The 21,873-nt window shown below is 66.2% G+C and carries 19 protein-coding genes; 11 read left to right on the top strand and 8 right to left on the bottom strand.

The window, feature by feature from the left end; translation table 11 throughout:
* Positions 1-489: 489 nt before the first annotated feature.
* A complete protein-coding gene (locus CXQ92_RS17750) occupies positions 490-690 on the bottom strand; it encodes a hypothetical protein (RefSeq protein WP_146067361.1) in 201 nt (66 codons plus the stop codon).
* A gap of 412 nt (positions 691-1,102) precedes the next feature.
* Here CXQ92_RS17750 and CXQ92_RS02210 point away from each other — a divergent pair, with 412 nt between their 5' ends.
* The 4 genes from CXQ92_RS02210 to CXQ92_RS02195 all read left to right on the top strand — a co-directional run bounded on the left by CXQ92_RS02210 (position 1,103) and on the right by CXQ92_RS02195 (position 4,167).
* Positions 1,103-1,378 (top strand): hypothetical protein, encoded by a 276-nt coding sequence (locus CXQ92_RS02210; RefSeq protein ID WP_146067360.1) that lies wholly within the window; start codon positions 1,103-1,105, stop codon positions 1,376-1,378.
* Positions 1,379-1,533: 155 nt separating this feature from the next.
* Positions 1,534-1,779, top strand: coding sequence for a hypothetical protein (locus CXQ92_RS18570; RefSeq protein ID WP_104164910.1), 246 nt, complete (start codon positions 1,534-1,536; stop codon positions 1,777-1,779).
* A complete protein-coding gene (locus CXQ92_RS02200) occupies positions 1,776-2,822 on the top strand; it encodes a Clp protease N-terminal domain-containing protein (RefSeq protein WP_104164908.1) in 1,047 nt (348 codons plus the stop codon). The genes CXQ92_RS18570 and CXQ92_RS02200 overlap by 4 nt, the downstream gene beginning before the upstream one ends.
* A gap of 430 nt (positions 2,823-3,252) precedes the next feature.
* Positions 3,253-4,167 carry a DUF1963 domain-containing protein gene (locus CXQ92_RS02195; protein WP_104166626.1) on the top strand — a complete coding sequence of 305 codons (915 nt, stop codon included), beginning with the start codon at positions 3,253-3,255 and terminating at the stop codon, positions 4,165-4,167.
* Between the two features lie 651 nt (positions 4,168-4,818).
* Here the strand turns inward: CXQ92_RS02195 and CXQ92_RS02190 are convergent.
* The gene (locus tag CXQ92_RS02190; RefSeq protein WP_181033520.1) at positions 4,819-6,144 is read right to left on the bottom strand and encodes a hypothetical protein; all 1,326 of its coding nucleotides are present in this window, start codon (positions 6,142-6,144) and stop codon (positions 4,819-4,821) included.
* A 358-nt stretch (positions 6,145-6,502) separates the two neighbouring features.
* Here CXQ92_RS02190 and CXQ92_RS18025 point away from each other — a divergent pair, with 358 nt between their 5' ends.
* Positions 6,503-6,799 (top strand): hypothetical protein, encoded by a 297-nt coding sequence (locus CXQ92_RS18025; RefSeq protein WP_181033519.1) that lies wholly within the window; start codon positions 6,503-6,505, stop codon positions 6,797-6,799.
* Positions 6,800-7,195: 396 nt separating this feature from the next.
* Here the strand turns inward: CXQ92_RS18025 and CXQ92_RS02180 are convergent, their stop codons facing one another.
* Both CXQ92_RS02180 and CXQ92_RS02175 read right to left on the bottom strand, forming a co-directional pair.
* The gene (locus CXQ92_RS02180) at positions 7,196-8,584 is read right to left on the bottom strand and encodes a M20/M25/M40 family metallo-hydrolase (protein ID WP_104164906.1); all 1,389 of its coding nucleotides are present in this window, start codon (positions 8,582-8,584) and stop codon (positions 7,196-7,198) included.
* 16 nt (positions 8,585-8,600) lie between these two features.
* Positions 8,601-9,791 carry a glutamate--cysteine ligase gene (locus tag CXQ92_RS02175; RefSeq protein ID WP_258069665.1) on the bottom strand — a complete coding sequence of 397 codons (1,191 nt, stop codon included), beginning with the start codon at positions 9,789-9,791 and terminating at the stop codon, positions 8,601-8,603.
* A gap of 998 nt (positions 9,792-10,789) precedes the next feature.
* Between CXQ92_RS02175 and CXQ92_RS02170 the strand changes: the two genes are divergently transcribed.
* Complete coding sequence (locus CXQ92_RS02170) at positions 10,790-11,626, top strand: GAF and ANTAR domain-containing protein (protein ID WP_258069664.1); 837 nt, start codon at positions 10,790-10,792, stop codon at positions 11,624-11,626.
* A gap of 27 nt (positions 11,627-11,653) precedes the next feature.
* Here the strand turns inward: CXQ92_RS02170 and CXQ92_RS02165 are convergent, their stop codons facing one another.
* Positions 11,654-11,929, bottom strand: coding sequence for a hypothetical protein (locus CXQ92_RS02165; protein WP_104164901.1), 276 nt, complete (start codon positions 11,927-11,929; stop codon positions 11,654-11,656).
* Positions 11,930-12,393: 464 nt separating this feature from the next.
* On the opposite strand from CXQ92_RS02165, the gene CXQ92_RS02160 reads away from it, so the two are divergent.
* Both CXQ92_RS02160 and CXQ92_RS02155 read left to right on the top strand, forming a co-directional pair.
* Positions 12,394-12,774: a hypothetical protein gene (locus tag CXQ92_RS02160; RefSeq protein WP_104164899.1), complete on the top strand. Its 381-nt coding sequence runs from the start codon at positions 12,394-12,396 to the stop codon at positions 12,772-12,774.
* A gap of 227 nt (positions 12,775-13,001) precedes the next feature.
* Complete coding sequence (locus CXQ92_RS02155; protein WP_104164897.1) at positions 13,002-13,430, top strand: hypothetical protein; 429 nt, start codon at positions 13,002-13,004, stop codon at positions 13,428-13,430.
* Between the two features lie 39 nt (positions 13,431-13,469).
* On the opposite strand, the gene CXQ92_RS02150 is transcribed toward CXQ92_RS02155, so the two are convergent.
* Positions 13,470-13,754 (bottom strand): trehalose-phosphatase, encoded by a 285-nt coding sequence (locus CXQ92_RS02150; protein ID WP_104164895.1) that lies wholly within the window; start codon positions 13,752-13,754, stop codon positions 13,470-13,472.
* 371 nt (positions 13,755-14,125) lie between these two features.
* Between CXQ92_RS02150 and CXQ92_RS02145 the strand changes: the two genes are divergently transcribed.
* Entirely contained in the window at positions 14,126-14,872 is a 747-nt protein-coding gene (locus CXQ92_RS02145) for a hypothetical protein (protein WP_104164893.1), read from the top strand.
* Positions 14,873-15,399: 527 nt separating this feature from the next.
* Here the strand turns inward: CXQ92_RS02145 and glgA are convergent.
* Positions 15,400-16,593 carry a glycogen synthase gene (gene glgA, locus CXQ92_RS02140; RefSeq protein ID WP_104164891.1) on the bottom strand — a complete coding sequence of 398 codons (1,194 nt, stop codon included), beginning with the start codon at positions 16,591-16,593 and terminating at the stop codon, positions 15,400-15,402.
* Positions 16,594-16,727: 134 nt separating this feature from the next.
* Here glgA and glgC point away from each other — a divergent pair, with 134 nt between their 5' ends.
* Entirely contained in the window at positions 16,728-17,972 is a 1,245-nt protein-coding gene (glgC, locus tag CXQ92_RS02135) for a glucose-1-phosphate adenylyltransferase (protein ID WP_104164889.1), read from the top strand.
* Positions 17,973-18,109: 137 nt separating this feature from the next.
* Positions 18,110-20,722 (top strand): aminopeptidase N, encoded by a 2,613-nt coding sequence (gene pepN, locus CXQ92_RS02130; RefSeq protein ID WP_104164887.1) that lies wholly within the window; start codon positions 18,110-18,112, stop codon positions 20,720-20,722.
* Here pepN and CXQ92_RS02125 read toward each other — a convergent pair.
* On the bottom strand, positions 20,707-21,819 hold the full coding sequence (locus CXQ92_RS02125) for a biotin/lipoate A/B protein ligase family protein (protein ID WP_104164885.1): 1,113 nt from the start codon (positions 21,817-21,819) through the stop codon (positions 20,707-20,709). The genes pepN and CXQ92_RS02125 overlap by 16 nt on opposite strands.
* Positions 21,820-21,873 lie beyond the last annotated feature (54 nt).

Raw genomic sequence — 21,873 nt, 5'->3', positions numbered from 1 at the left:
GTACCCAGTGCAACTGATGCGTTGCCGTCCGTTGACAGTTTCGTCATGATTCTGCTCGAGGATGCGCGGGCGATGGCTGCCGGAAGCGTCCGTCATGGTCGTGCCTTTCGCGACTGACGGCCAAGAAGCACGACCTCGCGGAGCCCGAGGAAGCGGGGAAGGTGAAGGCGATCGCCACGGCGAACGAGAGCGGCATCAAAATGACAGCAGTAGGGATGCGAGACAATTCGATGGGACACCTGAGCGCTGTGGCACAGCACTCATGGACCCTCGATAAGCTCATCGAACTGGTCTCCAAGGTACCCCTCGACGCAAAGGGGCAGGAGCGAATTGTCCCGTCCGTGGGAACCACCGGTGCGGCGGAGACAGCCGAGAGCGAGGACCGGAATCCCTCCCCGCACACACCGACACCCGGGGTGGGGCGTGGTTCCGCGAACGCCAGATTCTCGGTGACTCTGGCCCGAATACCCTCGCAGCCCCGGTCTCAAGTCAATGCGAGCCGCCTGTAAAACGGTCATCACCCGTCGGGCTGTCCGCCGAGCCCTCGAACCCGAGGTTCCCGGCCAGGGTCTCGGGCGACGGGTCGGCGTCGGCTGGTGGATCGTTCTGAACCTGGCCGGAATCGGCCGGGTCAGTCCCGTCGGTGCTGCCCAGGTCCTGCAGGTGATGATCTTTGGAGGGTGGTTCCATGTCCCGAGGGTAGGCCCTTCCGAACGCCTTCGGCAGTCTCGGCGGGCGCCGTCGTAAGGTCTTGCACCGGTCGTGACGGCGATGTAGCACGAATGGGCGCAGCACTCGCTGGTGGATGCCCTGTAAAAAGTCTTCTGCCGGTTGTTTGTGGTGATGACCGGTGTCTGTGACAGGTCTGAGTGGCACCGGCAGCACCCGTCGTGCCGGTCATCCATCTGAGGGCGGGTGGAGCCCGAAGGGTGGAGCTCGAAGCCGTCCACCTCTGGGTGAGCTGCCGCTTCCTTCCGGCATGCGAGAGGCGCCCCACCTGGGGATCGGTGTGCCGAACATCTGTCATAGGCCGCACGAACCGTGACCCTTCCGGGACGTGTCCGTCGGTCTCCTGGTGATCGTGTCACCGGAGACTTGGACCATGGCACTCATGGGGACTCAAAAGGCGCGGCCGGCACACTGGCTCAGGCACAACCGGGGCGCTCTGCCGTCCATCATCGCGGTCGTCGCAGTCGCCATGTTCTGGGTGGCCGGAGCGATCGGCGGGATCGGAATCCTGACCGACGCGCGTTCGCCGATGGCAATGCTCACCGGGCCCTACATCGGCCTGGCCGCCGTCGCGGTATCGATCATCATCGCCACCCTCGCCCTGAACGACATCGCCCGCCGGTACGCCCGGACACGGAACCGCCGCTAACGCTAAGCCCGACAACGGGGCATAGCGAGCAACAAAGGCGGGCGCTTCGAGGACCGTAGCCGAACCGCCCCGTGAACGGTCCTCACCGCACTCATGATTGCCCAGGATCGCAACCTGCGTTGACAACGCTCGTTGAAGCAACTTAGGTTGACATCATGGAGTCATCACACGTTGCGGTAACCGCGGCGGATACTTCTGATCCTCGTGCTGGTCTGCGGGCGGTGGCGTCCCTGCGTGTTCTGGCGGACTCCCTGGAGCTTCGCCAGGTGGAGGCCGCACTGCGTGCCGGGATGAGTTGGCAGGTTATTGCGGATGCCCTCGGGGTTACCCGCCAGGCGGTCCATAAAAAGTACGCCAGGCGCGTTGATCCTTCGATTCTCGGCCCCAGGAGGCGAGCATGAGTAGATTCACCCGGTATGCGACGACCAGCCAGAGCCTCTCGTTGATCGCGATGGAGGAAGCCTCCCGGAGGGGCTCGCGTGAAGCGGACCTCGAGGACCTGTTCCTGGCCCTGGTACTCAACGACCAGCCCGCCGGCCAGGTCCTTCGCGAACTGGGCATCACCGTGCATACTGCTCGCGCCGCCGTGGAGGAACATCAGAAGGACCAGATCGCGTCCCTTGGCATCAGTGCCGACCTGCCACCCTCGGGGGACATCGTCTTCCACGAGACGGGTGGGTATGCGTGGTCCAAACGCGCCTCGGACCTCATTGGTCGGGCCGGCAGGAAGGGCCGGACCGCGGATGCTTCCGCAGTTCTGCGCGAACTGATGAATGAACCCAGCGGGCTGATCGCGGACCTGCTGCGGCGGCTCAACACGACACCGGCCGCGGTCCTTACTGAACTCGCCCGCAACCCGGCGATGGTGACGACAGGTGAAGAGGACCGTGCACCTCACCGAGGCAAGCTCAGCGGAGTCTGCGAGTCCTTCATCCCAGCACCAGTCGAGGACGTCTGGGCTCTCCTGTCCGACCCGGCTCGGATACCCGAATGGGAACCAGCCATCGGTACCGTCGAAAGTCCCACCAACACCACCGACTCTACTGCCGAACCGACCACCACCGCCGAACCAGGCGACCAGAGGGCGCAGGTAGGCGGGGTGTGGACGGCATACGCGCAGACAACCCACCCAAACGGCAAACCACTCAAGGTCAGCGACAAGTTCCGCCGTAGGACACTCGAGCTCATCCGAGCGGACCAGCACACACACATCAGCTGGCGCTTCACACACCCGGACTCCACGACGAGCCTGCCGATCATCACGTCCTTCGACCTCACGCCCACCACGGGCGGAACGCAACTGAGCACCGCAATGACCTGGGCCCGACGCCGGGGCTGGCGATCCCTCCTCAGCCCAGGGCTGCGACCCCTCCAACGCTTCCTGATCTGGGTCAGACTCTCCCAGATCAGCGGCTCCATCAGCCGCACCTTCCGCCGAACCTGATCACCCCGGCACGATCCCGACCCGAAACAATATTCAAGGTCCAACCACTCGATCAGGAATACCCGGGTAGCGGTGGCACCACAGCGCCGAGCAGATCACCCTCACCGGAGCCGAGAGGAGCGTCCGGAAGGCTGAGGCCATAGGATCTACCAGATCCATGTCCAGATCCCAGCTCGGATCCACCAGAAGTGCATCACCAGTCGGATGATCCGCGTGAAGTCGCTGGGGCCAACGCCGCCAGCAACCGGACCACGCGCTAGTGAGTCCACCGATAGTCCTTCAGCACCCAGCACCCAGCGCCACCTCGGCGTGAACCTCCTGCGCCGTTGTGGCGTGAACCTCTGATCCGACAGTGATCTAATGCGGAGCGGGGCCACTGCCCCCGCTTCACCTTTTCCACGGAAGGGCAACGATAGGAGCCATGAGCCGGATGACCAAGAAAGTCCCGACAGGGCCGATCCACGGACCCTATGGTCAGGTGGAGAAGTGGTTGAAGGCCGAGGGCGCCGGCGAGCTGCTGCAGGAGGCCGTCTTCTCTCCGGTCTTCAGCGAGCAGTCCTTCGAGCCCGGAGACCCGAGTGAGGCCGAGCTCCGCGAGCTGTGGCCCGACGGCGGGTGGCTGTCCTGGCTGGGCGGGCCTGCGGTCGGCCCCCTGGAGGAGTGGCCCCGTCGCACCGACGGCAAGGCACTGGCCCACGTGGCCACGATCCACCTCGGCGACCTGGGTGCGACCACCGACGCCGTGGGCAAGGCGGCGTGGCCCACGGGACAGCTGCGCGAGGGACTCCCCACCGACGGCGTACTCGAGGTCTTCCACGACCTCGAGTCCTTCGGCTACGACCCCGCCGACGGCGCTGCCCGCGGATGGCAGGTCCGCTGGGTGCAGACTCCCGACCGCTCGGTGCTGATCGACCCACCGGAGGACCTGGACACCCCCACCGATGTGTGCCAGCTGTGCCTGCCGATGCCGGGCTTCACGCTGCCCTCCGCCGCGGATGTCGCCGGCGGGCCTCAGGACCGATTCGAACTGATCGAAGCCCTGGAGCTCGACCTGCAGAAGGGGTGGCTCGCCCAGCGCACCGGGTCACCGAAGGGGATACCCATACCGTTCAGTCATGCCTACGGCCACAGCCACCGCGGCCGGATCACCGCTGTCGACGACATCCTCCCGGGCGTCCTGCCGCTGGAGCCCGGGGACGAGTACCGGCTGATCCTGGACATCGAGTCGTGGACGGCCCTCGCAGGATGGTTCGGCGATGCGGGCAACCTCGAAGTCTGGGTCCGTGAATCCGACCTCCAGGCACGGGCCTTCGAACGGGCCTGGTGCCTCATCCGCACCGACTGACGGCCAAGACCCGTGAGAACCCCCCTCCTCGGCCCGGGCCGGACAAATGACCATAGGAGCTTGAGTGAAGACCGCGTGGGGCCACTTGAACCTGTCATAGTCTGTGAAGGTAATGGTGGATAAGGGACAGAGAGAGGGTGGACACGAATGCGGCACAATGGACGACCATCCGCTTGTTGAGTACTGCCGCCCGCTTGACTGACGCGGACCATAGGCAACGTACTCGAGAAACTCGAGCTCAAGGGGCTGGTTTTGAGAGCCCGGGACACCTCGGATGGACGTTCGATACGCGTCGGGATCACAGCCCGAGGCCAGAGCATAGTGCAGCACAGGGGACCGCAGCTGAATTCTCTGGTCGTGCTGGTGAGTCTACCGAGGTGCTCGGCGCACGCCGCCGGACCGCTTGCACGGGCCCGGCAGATCCCCGTACAGCACTGTGCAGCTCAGGAGACGATGAGTTCCGTGATGCCCGTATTGGACCTGAGTGGTGTCTATGCGCTGGCGGTCGACCTCAACTCACCAGAGGAAGCCCTGAAGTTCCTCGACCGATTCCGGGCAGGGTTATCTCAGACCTACTCCGGGCAGGCAACGCGCCAGCCATCACCACTGACCGCAGCTTCTTACGGGACCTCACCGCGGAGGCATTTCTTTTCACGCACGCATGTCTCGCTCTGCGCTCGAACCCGACACTTCCCGCTCCCTCACGAACAAACCAGTAGTGGTGTCAGCGGAGTGTTGACGTCTTGAGAGGCGGGCTTTGATCAGCTCGATGGTGGGGCCAAGGTCGGAGACCTCCCACACACTGTGCCGTGAGGTGGCGGCCCAGTGGAGGGTGTCGGCGACATCGCGGATGTACCCGCCGCGCCGCTCAACTATGGCGCGGCGAAGATCTCCTGCCGTCCAGGCGTAACGAAGTCCGGGCACTCCGTCCGGGAGCCCCCGGTGTTCGGTTCCTAGCGTGAGGCGACCCCACAGATCGATCAGCCCGGGTCTGGCGGTCTCCGCGAGTCGCATGGAACCGAAGAAGCGGCCGTTGAGGTCGATGAGGTGATAGGTGTTGGCACTGTCGATGAGGAATTGGAGTTCGACCAGGCCCCGCCAGCCCAGTCCTTGCAGAAGCTGTTCCGCGCGGGAGACAAGCGACTCATCGATCGGCACCGTGACTGCCCGCGTCGAGACCCCATTGGGTGTGGGCCACAACCTCGTACTTTCCTGCTGCACCCGCGCGGTGAGGCGTCCCCGGTCGAAAATCCCGATGAGAGCGCTCAACCGCCCCACGATCGGCGTTTGAAGCACGGGGTGGGCACCTGCCGCCTGCAGATCACGAATCCGGGGTTCGGCCGCGCTGATCGTGGAATAAGTTCTCGCTTCCATGCGGGTCTGCCGGGTTTGTCCCGGGTTCCAGTGGGCACGGCTCTTGACGACGACCGGGCCGCGCCAGGACTGGACGCCCGCCTCGTTGGCATCACGAATCACGGGAGTGGATAAGCCCGCTGCGGCAGCATGCTCAGCGAGCCGGACCTTGTCCAAGGCATCCGAGACGACGCTCGCCGGAGGGTGGGGATTGAGCGCCGGAATTAGGCGCTGATAAGTGGAAACGGCGGCCATCCAGTCGTCTCCGGAACCGAAGACCACCGCGTAGCGCCCGGCCCGCACGGCAGCCCTGACCCCGAGCACGAACGCCTCACCGTCTCCGCGTGGACGGGGAACAGTGTGCCGCGCCATCACGGCTCGTGATGCTCCCGCCATGCCGCCGCCCTCCGGAGTCCCGAGCCCCACACGCCATCCGGCAGCAGCCAGTGACCGGGCGGCAGCCAAAGCACCCCGGTCCCGGCCCGTTCCCACGATCAAGGCACTCAGTGGGGCCTCAACCGGCGATCGACCCGAGGTCGAGAAGACCCTCGCCAGCGTCGGGTCGTTTCGCATTTCCGCCGCGCGCACCATACCGGGATCTGATTCCTGTTCCACGGCGCTCATCCCTACCCCCTTCATCGTCGCGTTCACCAGCTTCTCTACTGCTGAAGCCTACAAACGGCAGATGAGGAGAGCATGAGAGAGGTCGGACGCAGGCACTCGGATCAGCGACCGACAACCCCACACCACGCACGAGTCCGGCTCTGCTGCGCGGGGAGCAGTGGCGCTGCTGGTGCCCCACTCACATCACGGAGCTGGTGGAAGTCTCATGTCCTTCTCATGGTCAGTGCATAGCGTGGCTCGAGGGGAACCTCCATCGCGATCCTGCCAGTCAGCAATCACGGTTCAGGAGCGCTGACGAGCAGTAGCGATACGACCTCACTGGCCAAAGACCTCACCACTACAACGAAGAGGAATCTCCATGAGAACCCGCCTGCCAAAGCTTTTTGCTGTTCTCGCCACACTGATCGCCCTTGCCCTCACGAGCTGTGACAACCCACCCCAGGATGAGGGCTTTACCAACAACCAGGAGCAACAAGACGATTCCCAGAACCAAGACAACCAACAAGACAACAGCGGCGACGACGGCGACAGCGGCGACGACGGCGACAGCGGCGACGACGGTGACGACGGTGGCGACGGCGACGGCGACGGCGACAGCGACGGCGACGGCGACGACACGAGCGATGACGACGGCGACGACGGCGACGACGGCTGATCGGAACCAGGGCGAAATCCGTGCACGAAGATTCTTCCCCGGTCCTGACGCCACCTCGTCGGCTCTCACGCCGGGTCGGTGAGTGCGTTGAGCAATGCCTCTGCGCAGCGCTCCTTGGAGCAATTGAGGGCCAGTCCCTGCAGTGTCGCGGCGATTGGCTGGATGGACTCAGGCGAAAGGATCGTCGTCGATCATCGCGTCTCGCCTCAGGGGCATCAGGGAGCTCGTGGAGGGCTTGGTCCCCGGCTGAATCGCGGCGCCTCGACTTCGATCTCCAGAGCTAGAAGTGTTTGGGTCCTCGCGCATATTGCCTTGACCGTCCAGGCAGCAGCGTGTGAGTGAACCCGCCGACGGGTCCGGTGTCTGTATCGCTACGCGCCAGATCCGACACCACGTTCAGGTCCGTCGGCCGAGTTCCTCCCAGAGGAAGGCCAGCGTCGCGGCGCCGGATTTCAGGATGTCGATGCTGACGCTCTCGTCGCTGTCGTGCCAGTTGTCTTCCACAAGTCCGGTACCGAAGAAGACCACGGGTACATCCAGTGCGCGGGAAAGTATCTCCGCGGGTCCGCCGCCGGCGTTTCCCATCCGCCCCACCTCCTCCGTCTGGAAACCGTGGGCCATTGCCGTGGAGAGAGTATCCAGCACCAGGCAGTCCGGAGTCCGGTACGGTTCCTGCGCATTCTCGAGGTCAAGAGACAGCTCGTACGCGTAGCCGGCACTGATGTTCTCCTCCACCCAGCGCCGCACCTGCCCTGCCACGTCCTGGATGTTCTGCCCGGCGACGGTGCGGATGCTCAGGTCTGCGGACGCCATGGACGGGATGGCCGCACGTTGCACACCGATGGGGTCCCCGGCCGCCAGTGCAATGACTTCCAACGACGGGCGCTCCCACAGCCGTTCGAGTACCGAGTATCCGTACTCCCCCGAGATACTGCGTGTGTGTGAGCGCTTCAGCCAGTCCTGCGGGTCGAAAGGCAGTGCGGCCAGTTCAGCCCGGCGGCGGGGGGTGATGTCCTCGACGTCGTCGTAGAATCCCGGGAAGGTGATCCTTCCCTTGTCGTCGTGCAACTGCCCAAGCAGTCTGCTGAGTTCAAGGGCCGGGTTGGGGGCCGGCCCGGACACGGCACCGCTGTGAATGTCGGTGAGGGGCCCGTAGACCTCGATATGTGCGCCGAGCATGCCGCGGATGCTGGTGCAGATAGCGGGATGGTCCGCGTGCCACAGCAGGGTGTCGGAGAAGACCACGGCGTCCGCATCAAGGCCGGCGCGGTGGTCCTGAAGAAGTTCGGCCAGGCCGGGAGAGCCGGCCTCTTCCTCCCCTTCGACGATCAGCTTGAGGTTCACTGCCGGAGTGGTGCGTCCCGTGACACTGAGGTGGGCCCGGAGTCCCCAGACGTGAGCCATGACCTGTCCTTTGGCGTCTGAAGTTCCTCGGCCGTAGAGCCTGCCGTCGCGAAGTACCGGATCGAACGGAGTGGTCTGGTCCCAGTTCTCCTCCTTGACCGCGCGCACGTCATGGTGGCCGTAGATCAGGATGGTCGGGCCCCCGGGGTTGCCGGACCATTCAGCGAAAACCGCGGGACCCTCTGCCCCCTCCCAGATCTCCGTGGTCGGGAAACCCACCCCCCGCAGCTCCCCCGCGAGCCAGTTGGCGGACCGGGTGAGGTGGTGTTTGCGCTCCGGGACGCCCGCCACGGACGGGATGCGGACCCACTCCGTGAGCCTGTCCACGAGCAGCGGCGTGTGGGCGTCGATGTAGTGTCGAACGTTTCCGTCAGCATTCATCGTTGATCCAATCGAATCAGTCAGGTGTCTTGCAGCGAGGGGACCGGGACTGCGTGGCGGTGGAGGTGCCCTGGGTGCGTTCGACGGCGTCCGCCACCACCGCGGCCAAGCTCTGGCTGTTCGCCATCGTTTCGAGTTGCCTGCATGAGCCCGTGCCTGCGGTGAGGATCTGCGAGATGCCCAGGGCCACCTGCTCGTCGTCGCCGCTTCCTGCCAGGACGGGGCGGACATGAGCCAGGAGGGCCTCGACCGCTTCGACAGCCGGACACGGGGTGTTCAGTACCGGGTGGAGGAGGTTGCCTCCTACTCCGGATCTGCTGGCGTGCCACGCCGCGAGACGCAGGTGCGTGTCTGACCGATGCGGGGCAGGGGTTCCGGCCCGCCATTCCTGGACGGCTCGTTCCGTGAGTGCCCGCACGAGGGCGGCGATTGTCGTGGCGTGTTCGGGTTCCAGGCAGACGTCGGCGATGCGCACCTCGACCGTCGGATGATGGCGGGAGAGGCGGGCGTCGAAGTACACCATGCCCTCGTCAACAAGGACGCCGGCAGCCAGCAATGACTGGACATGGTTTCGGTACGCCCGTTCGGATCCGAACCGCCGGCAGGGTCCCGACGTCGGCCACCGGCCGTACGCCTGGTAGCGGAAGCTCGCGTAGCCGCTGTTGTCTCCCTGCCAGAACGGGGAGTTCGCGCTCAGGGCCAGCAGGACCGGCAGCCACACACGGATGCGGTCCAGCACCGCTACCCCTTCCGCGCCGGAGTCAACGCCGACGTGGACATGGAAGCCGCACGTGAGCTGTTCCCGGAAAGTCAGCCCGAACCGGGCGGCCATCTCCAGGAAGCGGGGCTGCGGCACCGGTGTCGGAGTGACCGCGACCGGGCTGGTCGCCAGCGCCACCGCCCTGGTGCCCACCGACCGTGCGGCCTCATCGGCCAGACCGCGGCCCTCCCTGATTGCTCCAGCCATCTCCTGCAAGGTGGTACATACAGGGCTGACAACTTCAAGTTGCTCCTGCTGGACCTCCGGAGTCAGGACCGGGCCGGCGACGAACCCTTGACGGTTGGACCTGCGCCGAAGTGCCTGCTCTGCCACAGGTGCCGGCTGGCCCGTCCCGGGGTCGACCAGCAGGAATTCCTCCTCGACGCCGAAGGTCCTTCGACCGCTGCCAACGGGACGGACACCCTGCCTACTCGTTGTTGAATTCACGGCAATTCCTTTGAGGAAGGCCGCCGACCCGAAGATGCGCGGACCGGCCGCCATCGAAGCATGAACAAGCTTCCTACAAGAACCCACAACCACCAGCCCGCTGGAACCACGCCTTCGATGTCCTCAGAGTACGCACGGCAGTGGGCCGCCGAAAGGGCAATCCAGGTGTACCCGCTGCAACGCTGTTCCTTGACGGCAGGATCGTTCTTCTCCATGCACAAGAGTGAACGCGTCCAGCGGACCGTCCTTGCCGCCACCGTGCAGGCGTGAGGCGATGTCATCGCCTCCATGAAAGGCCTGGACAACAGCCGTCATCGGCACTCTGGATTCGGCTGCCAGCATCAGGACGAGGCTCACCACAGTCACGAGCAGCCCGCTAGGGCGGCACAGAAACGATCATTCCGCTGGTCGAGATCGTCGGTGCAGCCCCCCGTTCGTTGTGGATCGAAATTCAGGAGCGGAGTGGACCGGGTGAACTGCGCTCACGAAGTGCTGGCTCATTACCGCGGCGAAGGTGCGGAAGCAGATCCTGACGCCGATGCCGGGCGTCGAAGTCCGAACCCGGCGAAGAGTAGGCCTTCACCGTGCCTGGACCTCGATGGCTTCGCGCTGGTCCGTAGGGACAGTAGCTACTCGACCCGCACGATCCCGGTGGCGTTGGTGCCAACCAGTGTGCGGTTCACTACTGCTTCTGTCGTGTCGGTCGGGCCGGTGCGGGTTACTCCTCGTGGAACGGCCACTGGTTGGTACCCGGCTGCCACGACGTGCTGGCGGAAGTCAATGGATTGCTTCGTCCGGGCAGCCCCCGCTGATGACTGTGACCGGCGGTAGCGTAGGAAAGTCGTTCAGCAGTAAGCGGTGCGCCATCGGTGGCCCGCCCGGACTTCCCTGGCGCGGGTACACCGTCAACGTCCTCCGAGGAAGCATCATCAACGACAACAAATTTCTCGTGCCTCCAGCCGAGACCCCCCCTCCCGGCTCCCCCAGCGGCACTCTCCGTGACAGCGTCCGTAGCACCGTCCGCAGCACCGTCCGCAGCACCGGCCGCAGTTGATCGTCCCGTTCTCGCGGAGCACGAATTCGATGATCTCTTCGAGGACGAATATGAGCAGTTCCTGCCGGGAACACCTGCCCACACGGCGATCTACCTGCAGGACCTCGTCCTGGACAGCACCGACGTCGAAAGCTTCCTCGACAGCCTCGCCCGGGCCGCCACCGAACACCTCGCCGGGCACGACGTGTTCTGCGGGGTGACGCTCCTTCGACCACGGACCAATGTGACGATCGCCAGTAGCAGTCCCGAGGCCCGGCGGCTCGATGAGCTGCAGTACTCCTACGGCGATGGGCCGTGCCTGACCGCTGCCCGGACCGACCAGCCGGTCCATGTCCCTGACACGAGGACCGATCAGCGGTGGCCGGAGTACCTGGCACAAGTGACCCGCCACGGCGCGTCGTCCATCCTCGGCGTGCCGATCCCTCTCGATGGTGAGGCGAAGTGCGGACTGAACCTGTACTCCACAGCGTCGAACACGTTCACCGCCGAGGCCAGGCACGCCGCGGGGTTCTTCGCGCGGGAAGCCTCCCGTTCCCTGCGTCTGGCCGTACGGATCGCCACGCTCGCGGAGAAGACCGGGCATCTGAACGCCGCGCTCCAGTCCCGGACCGTCATCGACCTCGCCGCCGGCATCATCATGGCCCAGAACAAGTGCAGCCAGACCGCGGCGGTCGCCATCATGAAGTCAGCGTCCAGCCACCGTCAGGTCAAACTCCGCGACCTCGCCCATGAACTCGTCGTCACCATCAACCATCAGGGACCCGACACCCACTTCGACTGAAGAATCCGCACCAACAGTTCGAGGGCATCACACCACCATCAACCACTGCCTCACCACCGAATGGAGAAACTTCATGGCCACCAAGAAAAGCTCGACGATCGCAGCATTCCTTGCGGCTTCCAGCCTCTTCCTCGGAGGATGCGACCTCGGCAGTAACGATAGCGACGACCCCGCTACGACACCGGCAATTACGACGACAACAACGGCATCGATACCGACCAGGGCGACGACGCACGAGGAAACGACAACTAGCACTGCACGCCCCGCCGTCACCCCGTGAACGATGGTCCAGCGAGCGAGCATTTCGCCGCCTCTCTCGCTGATTGGGCTGCGTGTCCGGATGAAGTATGACGACCATAGGTGTAGTGAGGGCCGAGGACCTGCCGCTCAGCGAAGTTCTCACGTTGTACGGTGCGGTGGAGCGGTTGGCCTCCACGAAGGACCCGGACAACCTTCAACGAGCATTGGTCCTCGACCCTCGTGGCCGCCCATCACGGCGAGGCGCTGGTTGACCTGGCTGAGGAGGACCCGCCAGAGCCGCCGTACGGTTCGATTGATCGTCGGGGTCCGCAAACCGGATCCTCCACTGGAGGGGATTTGAGCCATGATCTTATGGCTCCGCCCGCGAGCTGATCAGGGCCGTCGCGGATAAATGCAAGTCGCGACTCGAGGTTGTCGGTGAGCGCCCGGTGCCCGGCTTAGTGTGAAGCATGCACTTGACTCGGAATCGTGATCGGCCCGCTGCACAGCAATGGGCATCAGTAGCGTTGATCGCCGTTCTGTCGGCCGGGCTTTGGTGCGGCTGGTTCGCCTGGGATACCGAGTACCAGTACGACGCGGCGACCGGGAGAATGGGCGGCCCATACGCGGTGTGGCAGGGCGTCGGAGCTTTTCTCTGCAGCATCGTGGTGGTCTGGTTCGCCTACCGTCTCCTGCATGTCGCCGTCGCCCTCCTGGTCCTTCCAGCGTCCTTCACGTTCGCGTGGATCACGACGGCCGCCGCGACGGACGTGACCGGGCTGTGGATGGTGGGAGCTGTACTTCTCGCTTTCGGTACCACCGTTGGCGTGGCAATGATGCTCGGTATCGCCGCCGCCGTAGAAGCTGCTGGCAGGAAAGCCCGCGTCTCCGCTGCTGCATCCGAGTAGCTGCTCCCGAACAGGCATAGAAACACCGTGGGCCATCCGACGCGACTGACGATCCTCCACCGCTCGGAGTTCATTCATCGGGTGGTCGTTTCGCCGGTAGTACTGTCGGGGCGCGTCATGAAGTGGGGCCAGGTATATCCGTCACACCGGAGCCACTTCTAGCAGTAAGCAGTACCCTCCTCTCTTGAGCTCGAAGGAAACAACCTGCGCCGGGCTCGAACGAGGAGATGGTGAGCGAAGTCGCGAACCTTGGCGCCGGGGATGGGTCCACGCCAGAGGGATTCACTACGGAGGACCTGCGGCTGGGCAAGAAGGCCACCAAATTCCTTCGCGCCCTCAGCCCGATTGCTCTCGTAGCCTGTGTTGCAATCGCTGGCTTCGTTCTTCTCGATGTTCCATGGGATACCCGGATGCCCTACGACGGAGAATATGACCGCAGCGGCAGGGGTATTCCCATGCAGATCGCGATGCTTCCCTGCATGCTGCTCCTCATCGGCATCTGGCGGGCTGGAACGACGCCGAACGCGCATCACATGCGCAAGGGCTCGCGCGTCGGGACCTACATTCTCGGAAGTGGACTCATAGCCGTATGCGTCGTCGGTCAGTGGGTCATCGCGGAATCGATTCTGGAAGCGGGTGGATGCCTTGTCGGATAGCCCGGCGTCCACCATCGCGCATGTCCCTGAGCCGGTCGCTCACTGCTCCTCCTGGCTCTCGTGGCTGCCACTGGAGGGCTGCTGGAGAAGGCTGCGCACGATCGGCTCCAACGTTGCCAATGCACGGAGAGGCGCGGTGACCCGAAGCTCCTCGACGAACTTACCGGGCTCGTGGCGCAGCGCGTACGTGTCAATCACTTCTTGGATGAGCGGGGCGACGAGCTTGACGGCACCATCCCGGTCCGGTGCACGACGCCAATGCACGGTGACTGCAAGGGACTTGTCTTCGACGAAGATGCCTTCGACATCGTCCAGCAGCCCCACTTTCCCGATGAAGGATCGTCCGCGGAATCAGGCGATCAACCATAAAGCGCTGGGACTCACAGAGCTGGTGGTGTCTCGTCCTGGTGTGTTGCAACCCACGGGTTACGAGCCGTAGGCCACCGCCAGATTTCTGGGCTCGTCGGACCAGGGCGGTGAAAAGAGGCCTCGAATTCGGCGTTTTCTCGACACTGCTTCAGGGCGCTCCCGTCATTTCGGCGGAGTGCATGAGTCGAGACTGATCTCCGTCCGACTCTTATTGTCCTGGGTTCTGTGCCGGAGGAGACTTGAGGCGACGGCATCCCATCTCGTGCCGCCCGCGGGGTCATCCGGCTGCGGGGCCTCACAGCACCCTGTAGCGGCCTGGTGGATCGATGAGCTCCCTGACACCCCTCGAAAAGGCCGCTCAGCGGTCGCGCCATCTCCTGCTCCTGGTGGCTATCGCGTTGATTGGATGCCTCGGCGGGTGCGAGTCTGCACCCGACGACGCCTCCCTCCCGTCCACCAGTTCTCCGACGACGGAGGCTGGCGCGGTCCCACCCTTGCCGGACAGCGGCGACATCGACGCCGGCACATACCTCGTCACCAGCTACACGGAGCCTTTCGAGATCACCGTCCCGGACGGCTGGCTGAGCGACGGCGGTGACGTCCTGTCCAAGGACGACCCGGATCACCCGGATGAAGGGGCCGTCGTCGTGGCTTGGTGGCCCGCGGATTATGTGCCGACGGATTCATGCGCGTGGGTGGGCGCGCTCGTCGAGGTCGGTCCGTCGGCCGAGGCCTTCGTCGACGCCATGACGGCGCAGACGTCGACGGCCAGCACCCCTCCCGTCGAGGTCATGGTGGGCGATCACTCCGGCTTCGAGTTCGACCACTCCATCGAGGGCGACGTGGACATCACCGCCTGTGACCGCGACAAGTTCTGCCTCCACTCAGGATTCTCGAACGAATGCTCACGCTGGTACTCGAGTCAGGATGAACGCGAAACCTACCGGGTGGTCGACCTGGACGGCCAGCGCGCAGTGATCTGGGTGACCCAATTCCACGAATCGATCAATCCGGAGCTGACGAGCGAGGCACGCGCCGTCTTCGACTCGATCGTGTTCAGGTCCGACATGTGACCAGCTGATGCGATGGGTGATCCCGCCCATGGGCTCCGGCTCCTTCTCCGAACCCACGTGGGCGTCTCATAGCCTCAGTGTCCCGATACGCAGGGGATGCGAGGCGGGTTGCCCCATCTGGCACGCCACGTCGCGGTGCGGAAAGCCGGCCGTCCAACGCGGTGATCCACGGCCGATGTTGGTTCGCGAACCCGCCGTCGGACCTCACCGCCCGTCCGGTCAAAGGATCCTTTCGCTGAGATGTCTCTCCAGGGACCACGACGCCGCCTGGGCCAGCCCCTCCTCGATGCGGGAGCGCGTCTCGTTCGGCCTCGGGGCGGGCGGATAGACCTGCAGACTCCACATCGGGTGCCCTGGCTCGTCGCCCGCGGATACCTGTGTTCACAGCTTTTCGTCGCAGCTGGACAGGATGGATATGCGGGCGATCCGGTTCGTGTCTGCCGACCCGTGGACCGGGGCGTGAACTTCGACGACGAGCAGGGGATGCCTCCTCCTCGGAACCGGGCAGCAACACCACGTCGACGGGATCAGAGGACGCTGCGGTACACCCCGAGGGTCGTCTCCGCGATCGATCCCCAGTCGAAGTGCCGTTCCGCCCGCTGCCGACCCGCGGCGCCCATCGCGGACGCCCGCGCGGGATCGCCCACGAGGGCATTCAGCGCGGCGGCGAAGTCCTGGACGAACCGCTCCGGATCCAGCGGCGTCCCGGTGCCGTCCTGTACCTGTTCCAGGGGCACGAGGGTGCCGGTCACGCCGTCGTCGATCACCTCGGGGATGCCGCCGGTCGCCGACGCGACGACGGCAGCGCCGCACGCCATCGCCTCGAGGTTGACGATCCCGAGGGGCTCGTAGATGGAGGGGCACGCGAAGACGGTGGCGTGGCTCAGGATCTGGACGACCTCCCGGCGCGGCAGCATCTTCTCGATGAGTACCACCGAACCCCGTTTCTCCCGCAGCTCGGAGATGAGCACCTCGGTCTCGGCGGCCAGCTCGGGCGTGTCCGCGGCTCCGAGGCAGAGGACCAGCTGGACGTCCGCCGGCAGGTGCGCCGCTGCACGCAGCAGATACGGCACACCCTTCTGCCGCGTATTGCGGCCCACGAAGACCACGCTCGGGCGGTCGGGATCGATGCCGTGCGCACGCAGGGCGTCGTCGTCCTCGTCGCGGGACCACTGGGCGACGTCGATCCCGTTGTGGACCACGTGGACCTTGTCGGGGTCGACGTCGGGGTAGCTGCGCAGGATGTCCGCCCGCATGCCGGCGGACACGGCGATCACGGCGGCCGCCGCCTCGTAGGACGTCTTCTCCACCCAGGAGGACACCGCGTAGCCGCCCCCGAGCTGCTCGGCCTTCCAGGGGCGCAGCGGCTCGAGGCTGTGCGCGCTGAGGACGTGCGGGATGCCGTGCAGGAGGGAGGCGAGGTGCCCGGCCATGTTGGCGTACCAGGTGTGGGAATGCACGAGGTCCGCACCCGCCATCGCGCCCAGCATCTGCAGGTCCGTGCCCAGGGTCTGGACGGCCGGATTGGCTCCGGCGAGGCCTTCCGGCACGCCGTAGGAGAGCACGGAGGCGCCGTGGTACTCCCCCGGCCGGGGCGCCCCGAACGCGTGGACCCGGAGATCGACCTGCGGGGCGAGGACCCTGCTGAGCTCGGCGACATGTACCCCCGCTCCACCGTAGATCTCGGGCGGGAACTCCTTGGTCACAATGTCTACTCGCACTCCCCCAACGTAGTGCAGTGCGTCCCCTGTCCTCTAGTGTGAAGAAACCGGAAGGGTTCCGGGCTGTGTGTACCAACGCTGATCGACCACCTATCGAGCAGGCAGAACACTCAACGAAGAGCGGGGGGTCTGAAGTGGCACCAAAGAAAGTACTTGCCGTGGTTCTGGCGGGCGGCGAAGGCAAGCGCCTGATGCCGCTCACGGCGGACAGGGCGAAACCGGCCGTGCCGTTCGCCGGCAGCTACCGGCTCATCGACTTCGCGCTGTCGAACCTCGTCAATTCCGGCTACCTCCAGATCGTTGTACTCACGCAGTACAAGTCCCACAGCCTGGACCGGCACATCTCGGAGACGTGGCGGATGTCCACGCAGCTCCAGCAGTACATCGCCTCCGTTCCCGCGCAGCAGCGCCGGGGCAAGAGCTGGTTCCTCGGCAGTGCGAACGCGATCTACCAGTCGCTGAACCTGATCCACGACGCGCAGCCGGACATCGTCGTCGTGATCGGCGCGGACCACGTGTACCGGATGGACTTCGAGCAGATGGTCGACGCGCACGTGAAGAGCGGGGCGTCGGTCAGCGTCGCGGCCGTCCGCCAGCCGATGGACCTCGTGGACCAGTTCGGCGTGATCGAGGTGGACCAGGACGATCCCGGGCGCATCGCGGCGTTCGTCGAGAAGCCGAAGAGCACGCCCGGCCTCCCGGACGACCCCAACAGCTTCCTCGCCTCCATGGGCAACTACGTCTTCACCACCGACGCCCTGCTGAAGGCGCTCGAGGACGACGCCGCGCGCCTGGACACCAAGCACGACATGGGCGGGGACATCATCCCCTACTTCGTGGAACGCAACGACGCCGCCGTCTACGACTTCACGACCAACGAGATCCCCGGCTCCACCGACCGAGACCGCCAGTACTGGCGCGACGTCGGCACCATGGACTCGTACTACGACGCCAATATGGACCTCATCTCGCCCCTGCCGCTGTTCAATCTGTACAACCTGCAGTGGCCCATCTACACACGGCAGAGCGTCTCGCCGCCGGCCAAGTTCGTGCGCAGCGCCTCCGGGCGATCCGGCGAGGCCCACGACTCGATCGTCTCCGCCGGCGTCGTCGTCTCCGGGGGCGCGGTGAACACCTCCATCCTCGCGACCGACGTGTTCATCGACGAAGCCGCCGAGGTGACGGGCAGCGTCCTGCTCGACAAGGTCAACGTCGGAGCCGGAGCGGTGGTGCGCCGGGCCATCATCGACAAGAACGTCCGGATCCCCGCCGGAGTGAGGATCGGCGTCGACGCGGACCTGGACCGGCGCCGCGGCTTCGCCGTCACGAACTCCGGCCTCACGATCGTCAGCAAGGGCCAGATCATCCCGTCGGACTGATCGGTAGCTGCCCCGAGACGTGACGAGGCCCCGGCACCGCCGGGGCCTCGTCACGTCTCGGGGCGGGCCCGATCTCCCGGGTTCCAGGGGGCGATCGTCCGCGGGGACCGGGCGCGGACGCGTGATTGAATGACCGGATGGAGAACGAGAACCTGACCCGGGACGAAGCCGCCGCCCGCTCGGCGCTGCTGGAGACCGAGAGCTACACCGTCCACCTGGATCTCTCGCGGGCCAGGGATGCCGCCCAGGGGACCTGCCCCACGACGACGACCGTGGTGTTCTCCTGCCGCGAGCCGGGAGCGTCCACGTTCCTCGACTTCATCGGCGAGGTCACCGCTCTCGAGGTGAACGGTCGGGTACTCGACCCCGCCACCGCCGGCGACGGCGCCCGCGTGCTGCTCGACGACCTCGCCGAGCACAACACGGTGACCGTCACGGGCCAGGCCCGCTACAGCACCAGCGGCGAGGGACTCCACCGGTTCGTGGATCCCGCCGACGGCGAGACGTACCTGTACACGCAGTACGAGCCCGCCGACGCACGCCGCGTCTTCGCGAACTTCGAGCAACCGGACCTGAAGGCCACCTTCACGTTCAGCGTCGTCGCGCCCGCCGACTGGACGGTCGCCTCCAACGGCGCCGAGACCGGCGTCCAGCCACTCGGCGACACATCCGACGCCGCGGCCGCCCGCTGGACCTTCGCGCCCACGCGGCGTATCTCCACCTACATCACCACCGTGCTGGCGGGCCCCTACCATCGGGAGACCGACTCCTGGACCGGTGCGGCGGGCACGGCCGGTGAGGGCCTCGAGGTGCCGCTGGCCCTGTACTGCCGCCGCTCCCTGGCCCCGTCCTTCGACGCCGCCGAGATCTTCGACACCACCCGACGCGGGCTGGATTTCTTCCACGACCTGTTCGACTACGCCTACCCCTTCGGCAAGTACGATCAGGCGTTCGTCCCGGAGTACAACCTCGGCGCCATGGAGAACCCCGGGCTCGTGACCTTCACCGAGAACTACGTGTTCCAGTCCGCGGCCACGGAGGCGCAGCGCGAGGCCCGGGCCAACACGATCATGCACGAGATGGCCCACATGTGGTTCGGTGACCTCGTGACGATGTCGTGGTGGGACGACCTCTGGCTCAAGGAGTCCTTCGCCGACTACATGGGCGCCCTCGCCGTAGCGGAGGCGACGCGCTGGAGCACCTCGTGGGTCAGCTTCGCGAACCGCCGGAAGGCGTGGGCCTACGTGCAGGATCAGCTCCCGACGACGCACCCGATCGTCGCGGACATCCCGGACCTCGAGGCCGCGAAGCAGAACTTCGACGGCATCACCTACGCGAAGGGCGCCTCCGTGCTCAAGCAGCTCGTGGCCTTCGTGGGCCGCGAGGACTTCACGACCGCCGCCCGGCAGTATTTCCGCAAGCACGAGTACGGCAACACCAACCTCACTGACCTCCTCGACGTCCTGGCCCTCGCGACGGGGCAGGACCTCGCCGCGTGGTCGCGGTCCTGGCTCCAGACCTCCGGTGTCCCCGCCCTCGCCGCCGAGGTCACGGCCGACGACGGCATCCTCACCGGGGTCACGATCGTCCAGGATGCCGTGGACCCTGTGACCGGACTGGACGAGCCCCGGCCGCACCGTATCCGGGTAGGCCTGTACTCCTTCGACACCGAGGGATGGCTCGTGCGGACGCGAGCGGAGCCCGTGACGGTCGAGGCCGGCCGGACCGCCGTGCCGGCGCTCGCCGGGGCGGACCAGCCGGACCTCCTGCTGGTCAACGACGACGACCTGACCTACGCGAAGCTGTCCTTCGACGAGCGTTCCCTCGCCACCCTCCTGACCTCGATCCACCGCGTGCAGGACCCCCTGGCCCGGGCCACGTGCCTCACCGCCCTGTGGTCCACCACGAGGGACGCGCGCCTGCCGGTGAGCTCCTACCTGTCCGCCGTGATGCTCGCAGCGCCCGTGGAGGGCGGGGTGGGCATGCTGCAGGTCCTGCTGGCCAACGCCCGCACCGCGATCGAACGCTTCGCCCCCGCGGGAGAGCGCCCGGCGCTGCGGGACCGGCTGAGCGACTTCCTGGCGGAGGGCCTGCGCACCGCGGAGCCGGGTTCCGACCTCCAGCTCGCCTGGGCCAGGGCGCTCGCGGCCGCCGCCCGCAGCGCCGGGCGGGCCGTCGACGTCGTGCGCGCCGTGCTCGACGGCGACGAGCGGATCGACGGACTGGGCCTCGACGCCGAACTCCGCTGGCTCCTCCTCCAGGGACTCGCCGCGCAGCAGCGTGTCCGGCCCGGGGAACTGGAGGCCGAGCGGACGGCGGACCCGACGGCGTCGGGCCGCGTGGGCTTCACCCTCGCCTCCGCCGCGATCCCCGATGCGGCCATCAAGAAGGCAACGTGGGCGGAAGCGGTGCACGGCGACCGTCTGTCCAACGAGCTGCTCAGCGCGGCGATCGAGGGGTTCATGCTCGGCTCGCACGCACTCCTGGACCCGTACCGGGAGCCCTACTTCGGGGCGCTCCGCGGGGTCTGGGACACCCGCGGCATCGAGATGGCGAGCAGGATCGTCCGGGGCCTGTACCCGGGTCACCAGGACCTCGACGGCGAGCCCGGACGGCACCCCGTGGTCCTGCGGACCGACGCCTGGCTGGACGCGAACCCCGACGCACCCGCGGCCCTGCGGCGCATCGTCGTGGAGGAACGCGACCATCTCCTGCGGTCGCTGCGGGCGCAGGCTCAGGGCACGCGGTAGAGCCACTCCTCGGTCCCGAACTTGTGCTCCACCAGGTCCTCGGCGCGGCGGAGGTCGTCGTCGGAGAGTGATGCCTCCACCGCGCCGTAACGCTCGCGGAAGGTGTCCATCATGACGCCGATGATCTCCTCGCGGGTCAGCCCCGTCTGGCGGCGCAGGGGGTCCACACGCTTCTTCGCGCTCTTCGTCCCCTTGTCGGACATCTTCTCCCGACCGATGCGCAACACCTCGAGCATCTTGTCCGCGTCGATGTCGTAGCTCATGGTCACGTGGTGCAGCATCCCGCCGTTGGCGAGCCGCTTCTGCGCCGCGCCGCCGATCTTGCCGACCTCCGTGGCGATGTCGTTCAGGGGCTGGTACCAGGCCTGGATGCCGAGCCGCTGGAGGGCGTCCATCACCCAGGCGTCGAGGAACGGGTAGGAGTCGGCGAAGCTCAGGCCGTCCACGAGCGACTGCGGCACGTAGATGGAGTAGGTGATGGCGTTGCCGTGCTCCATGAACATGGCACCGCCGCCGCTGATCCTGCGCACCACGGTGACCCCGTGCCGGTCCGCACCCGCCGGATCCACCTCGTTGCGCATGGACTGGAAGCTGCCGATCACCACCGACGGCGCCTGCCACTCCCAGAAACGGAGGGTCGGGTTGCGGGAGCCCGCGCCGACGTCGCGCGTGAGGACCTCGTCCATCGCGACATGCATGGCCGTGGACAGCGGGGTGGGAGGTATAATCTCCCACTGGTGGTCCGCGAAGCTCGAGGCCCGTCCGAGGGCGCGGCGGACCGCGGTGGCGATGGCCTCGGGCGAGAAGCCGAACAGCACGGCCGACGGGTCGAGGCGCTGGGTGATCGCCGCGGCCAGCTCACCCGGCGCGGTGTCCGCGGGGAGCCCCTCCAGCGCGGCGTTGATGTCGAGCAGCGCCTCGTCGGGTTCGAGGAAGAAGTCCCCGTTGACCGACACGCCCGTGAGGCGCCCGCCCTGCACGCTGAGGTCCACGGCCGTGAGCTTGCCGCCCGGGGTCTTGAATTCTCCGTGCAGGCGCTCCGCGCCGGGTGCCTGTTCCGGTGCCTGTTCCGGTGCCTGCTCCGGTGCCTGTTCCATGGGTGCCTTCCGTGGTGCGTTAACGGGAGGAAGCCACGCCGGATGGGCGTGGCT

This window comes from Arthrobacter sp. SX1312, from assembly GCF_002929295.1.
Lineage (GTDB): Bacteria > Actinomycetota > Actinomycetes > Actinomycetales > Micrococcaceae > Arthrobacter_D.
The sequence above is the reverse complement of the archived record's forward strand: the minus strand, read 5'-3'. Positions and strand labels throughout refer to the sequence as shown.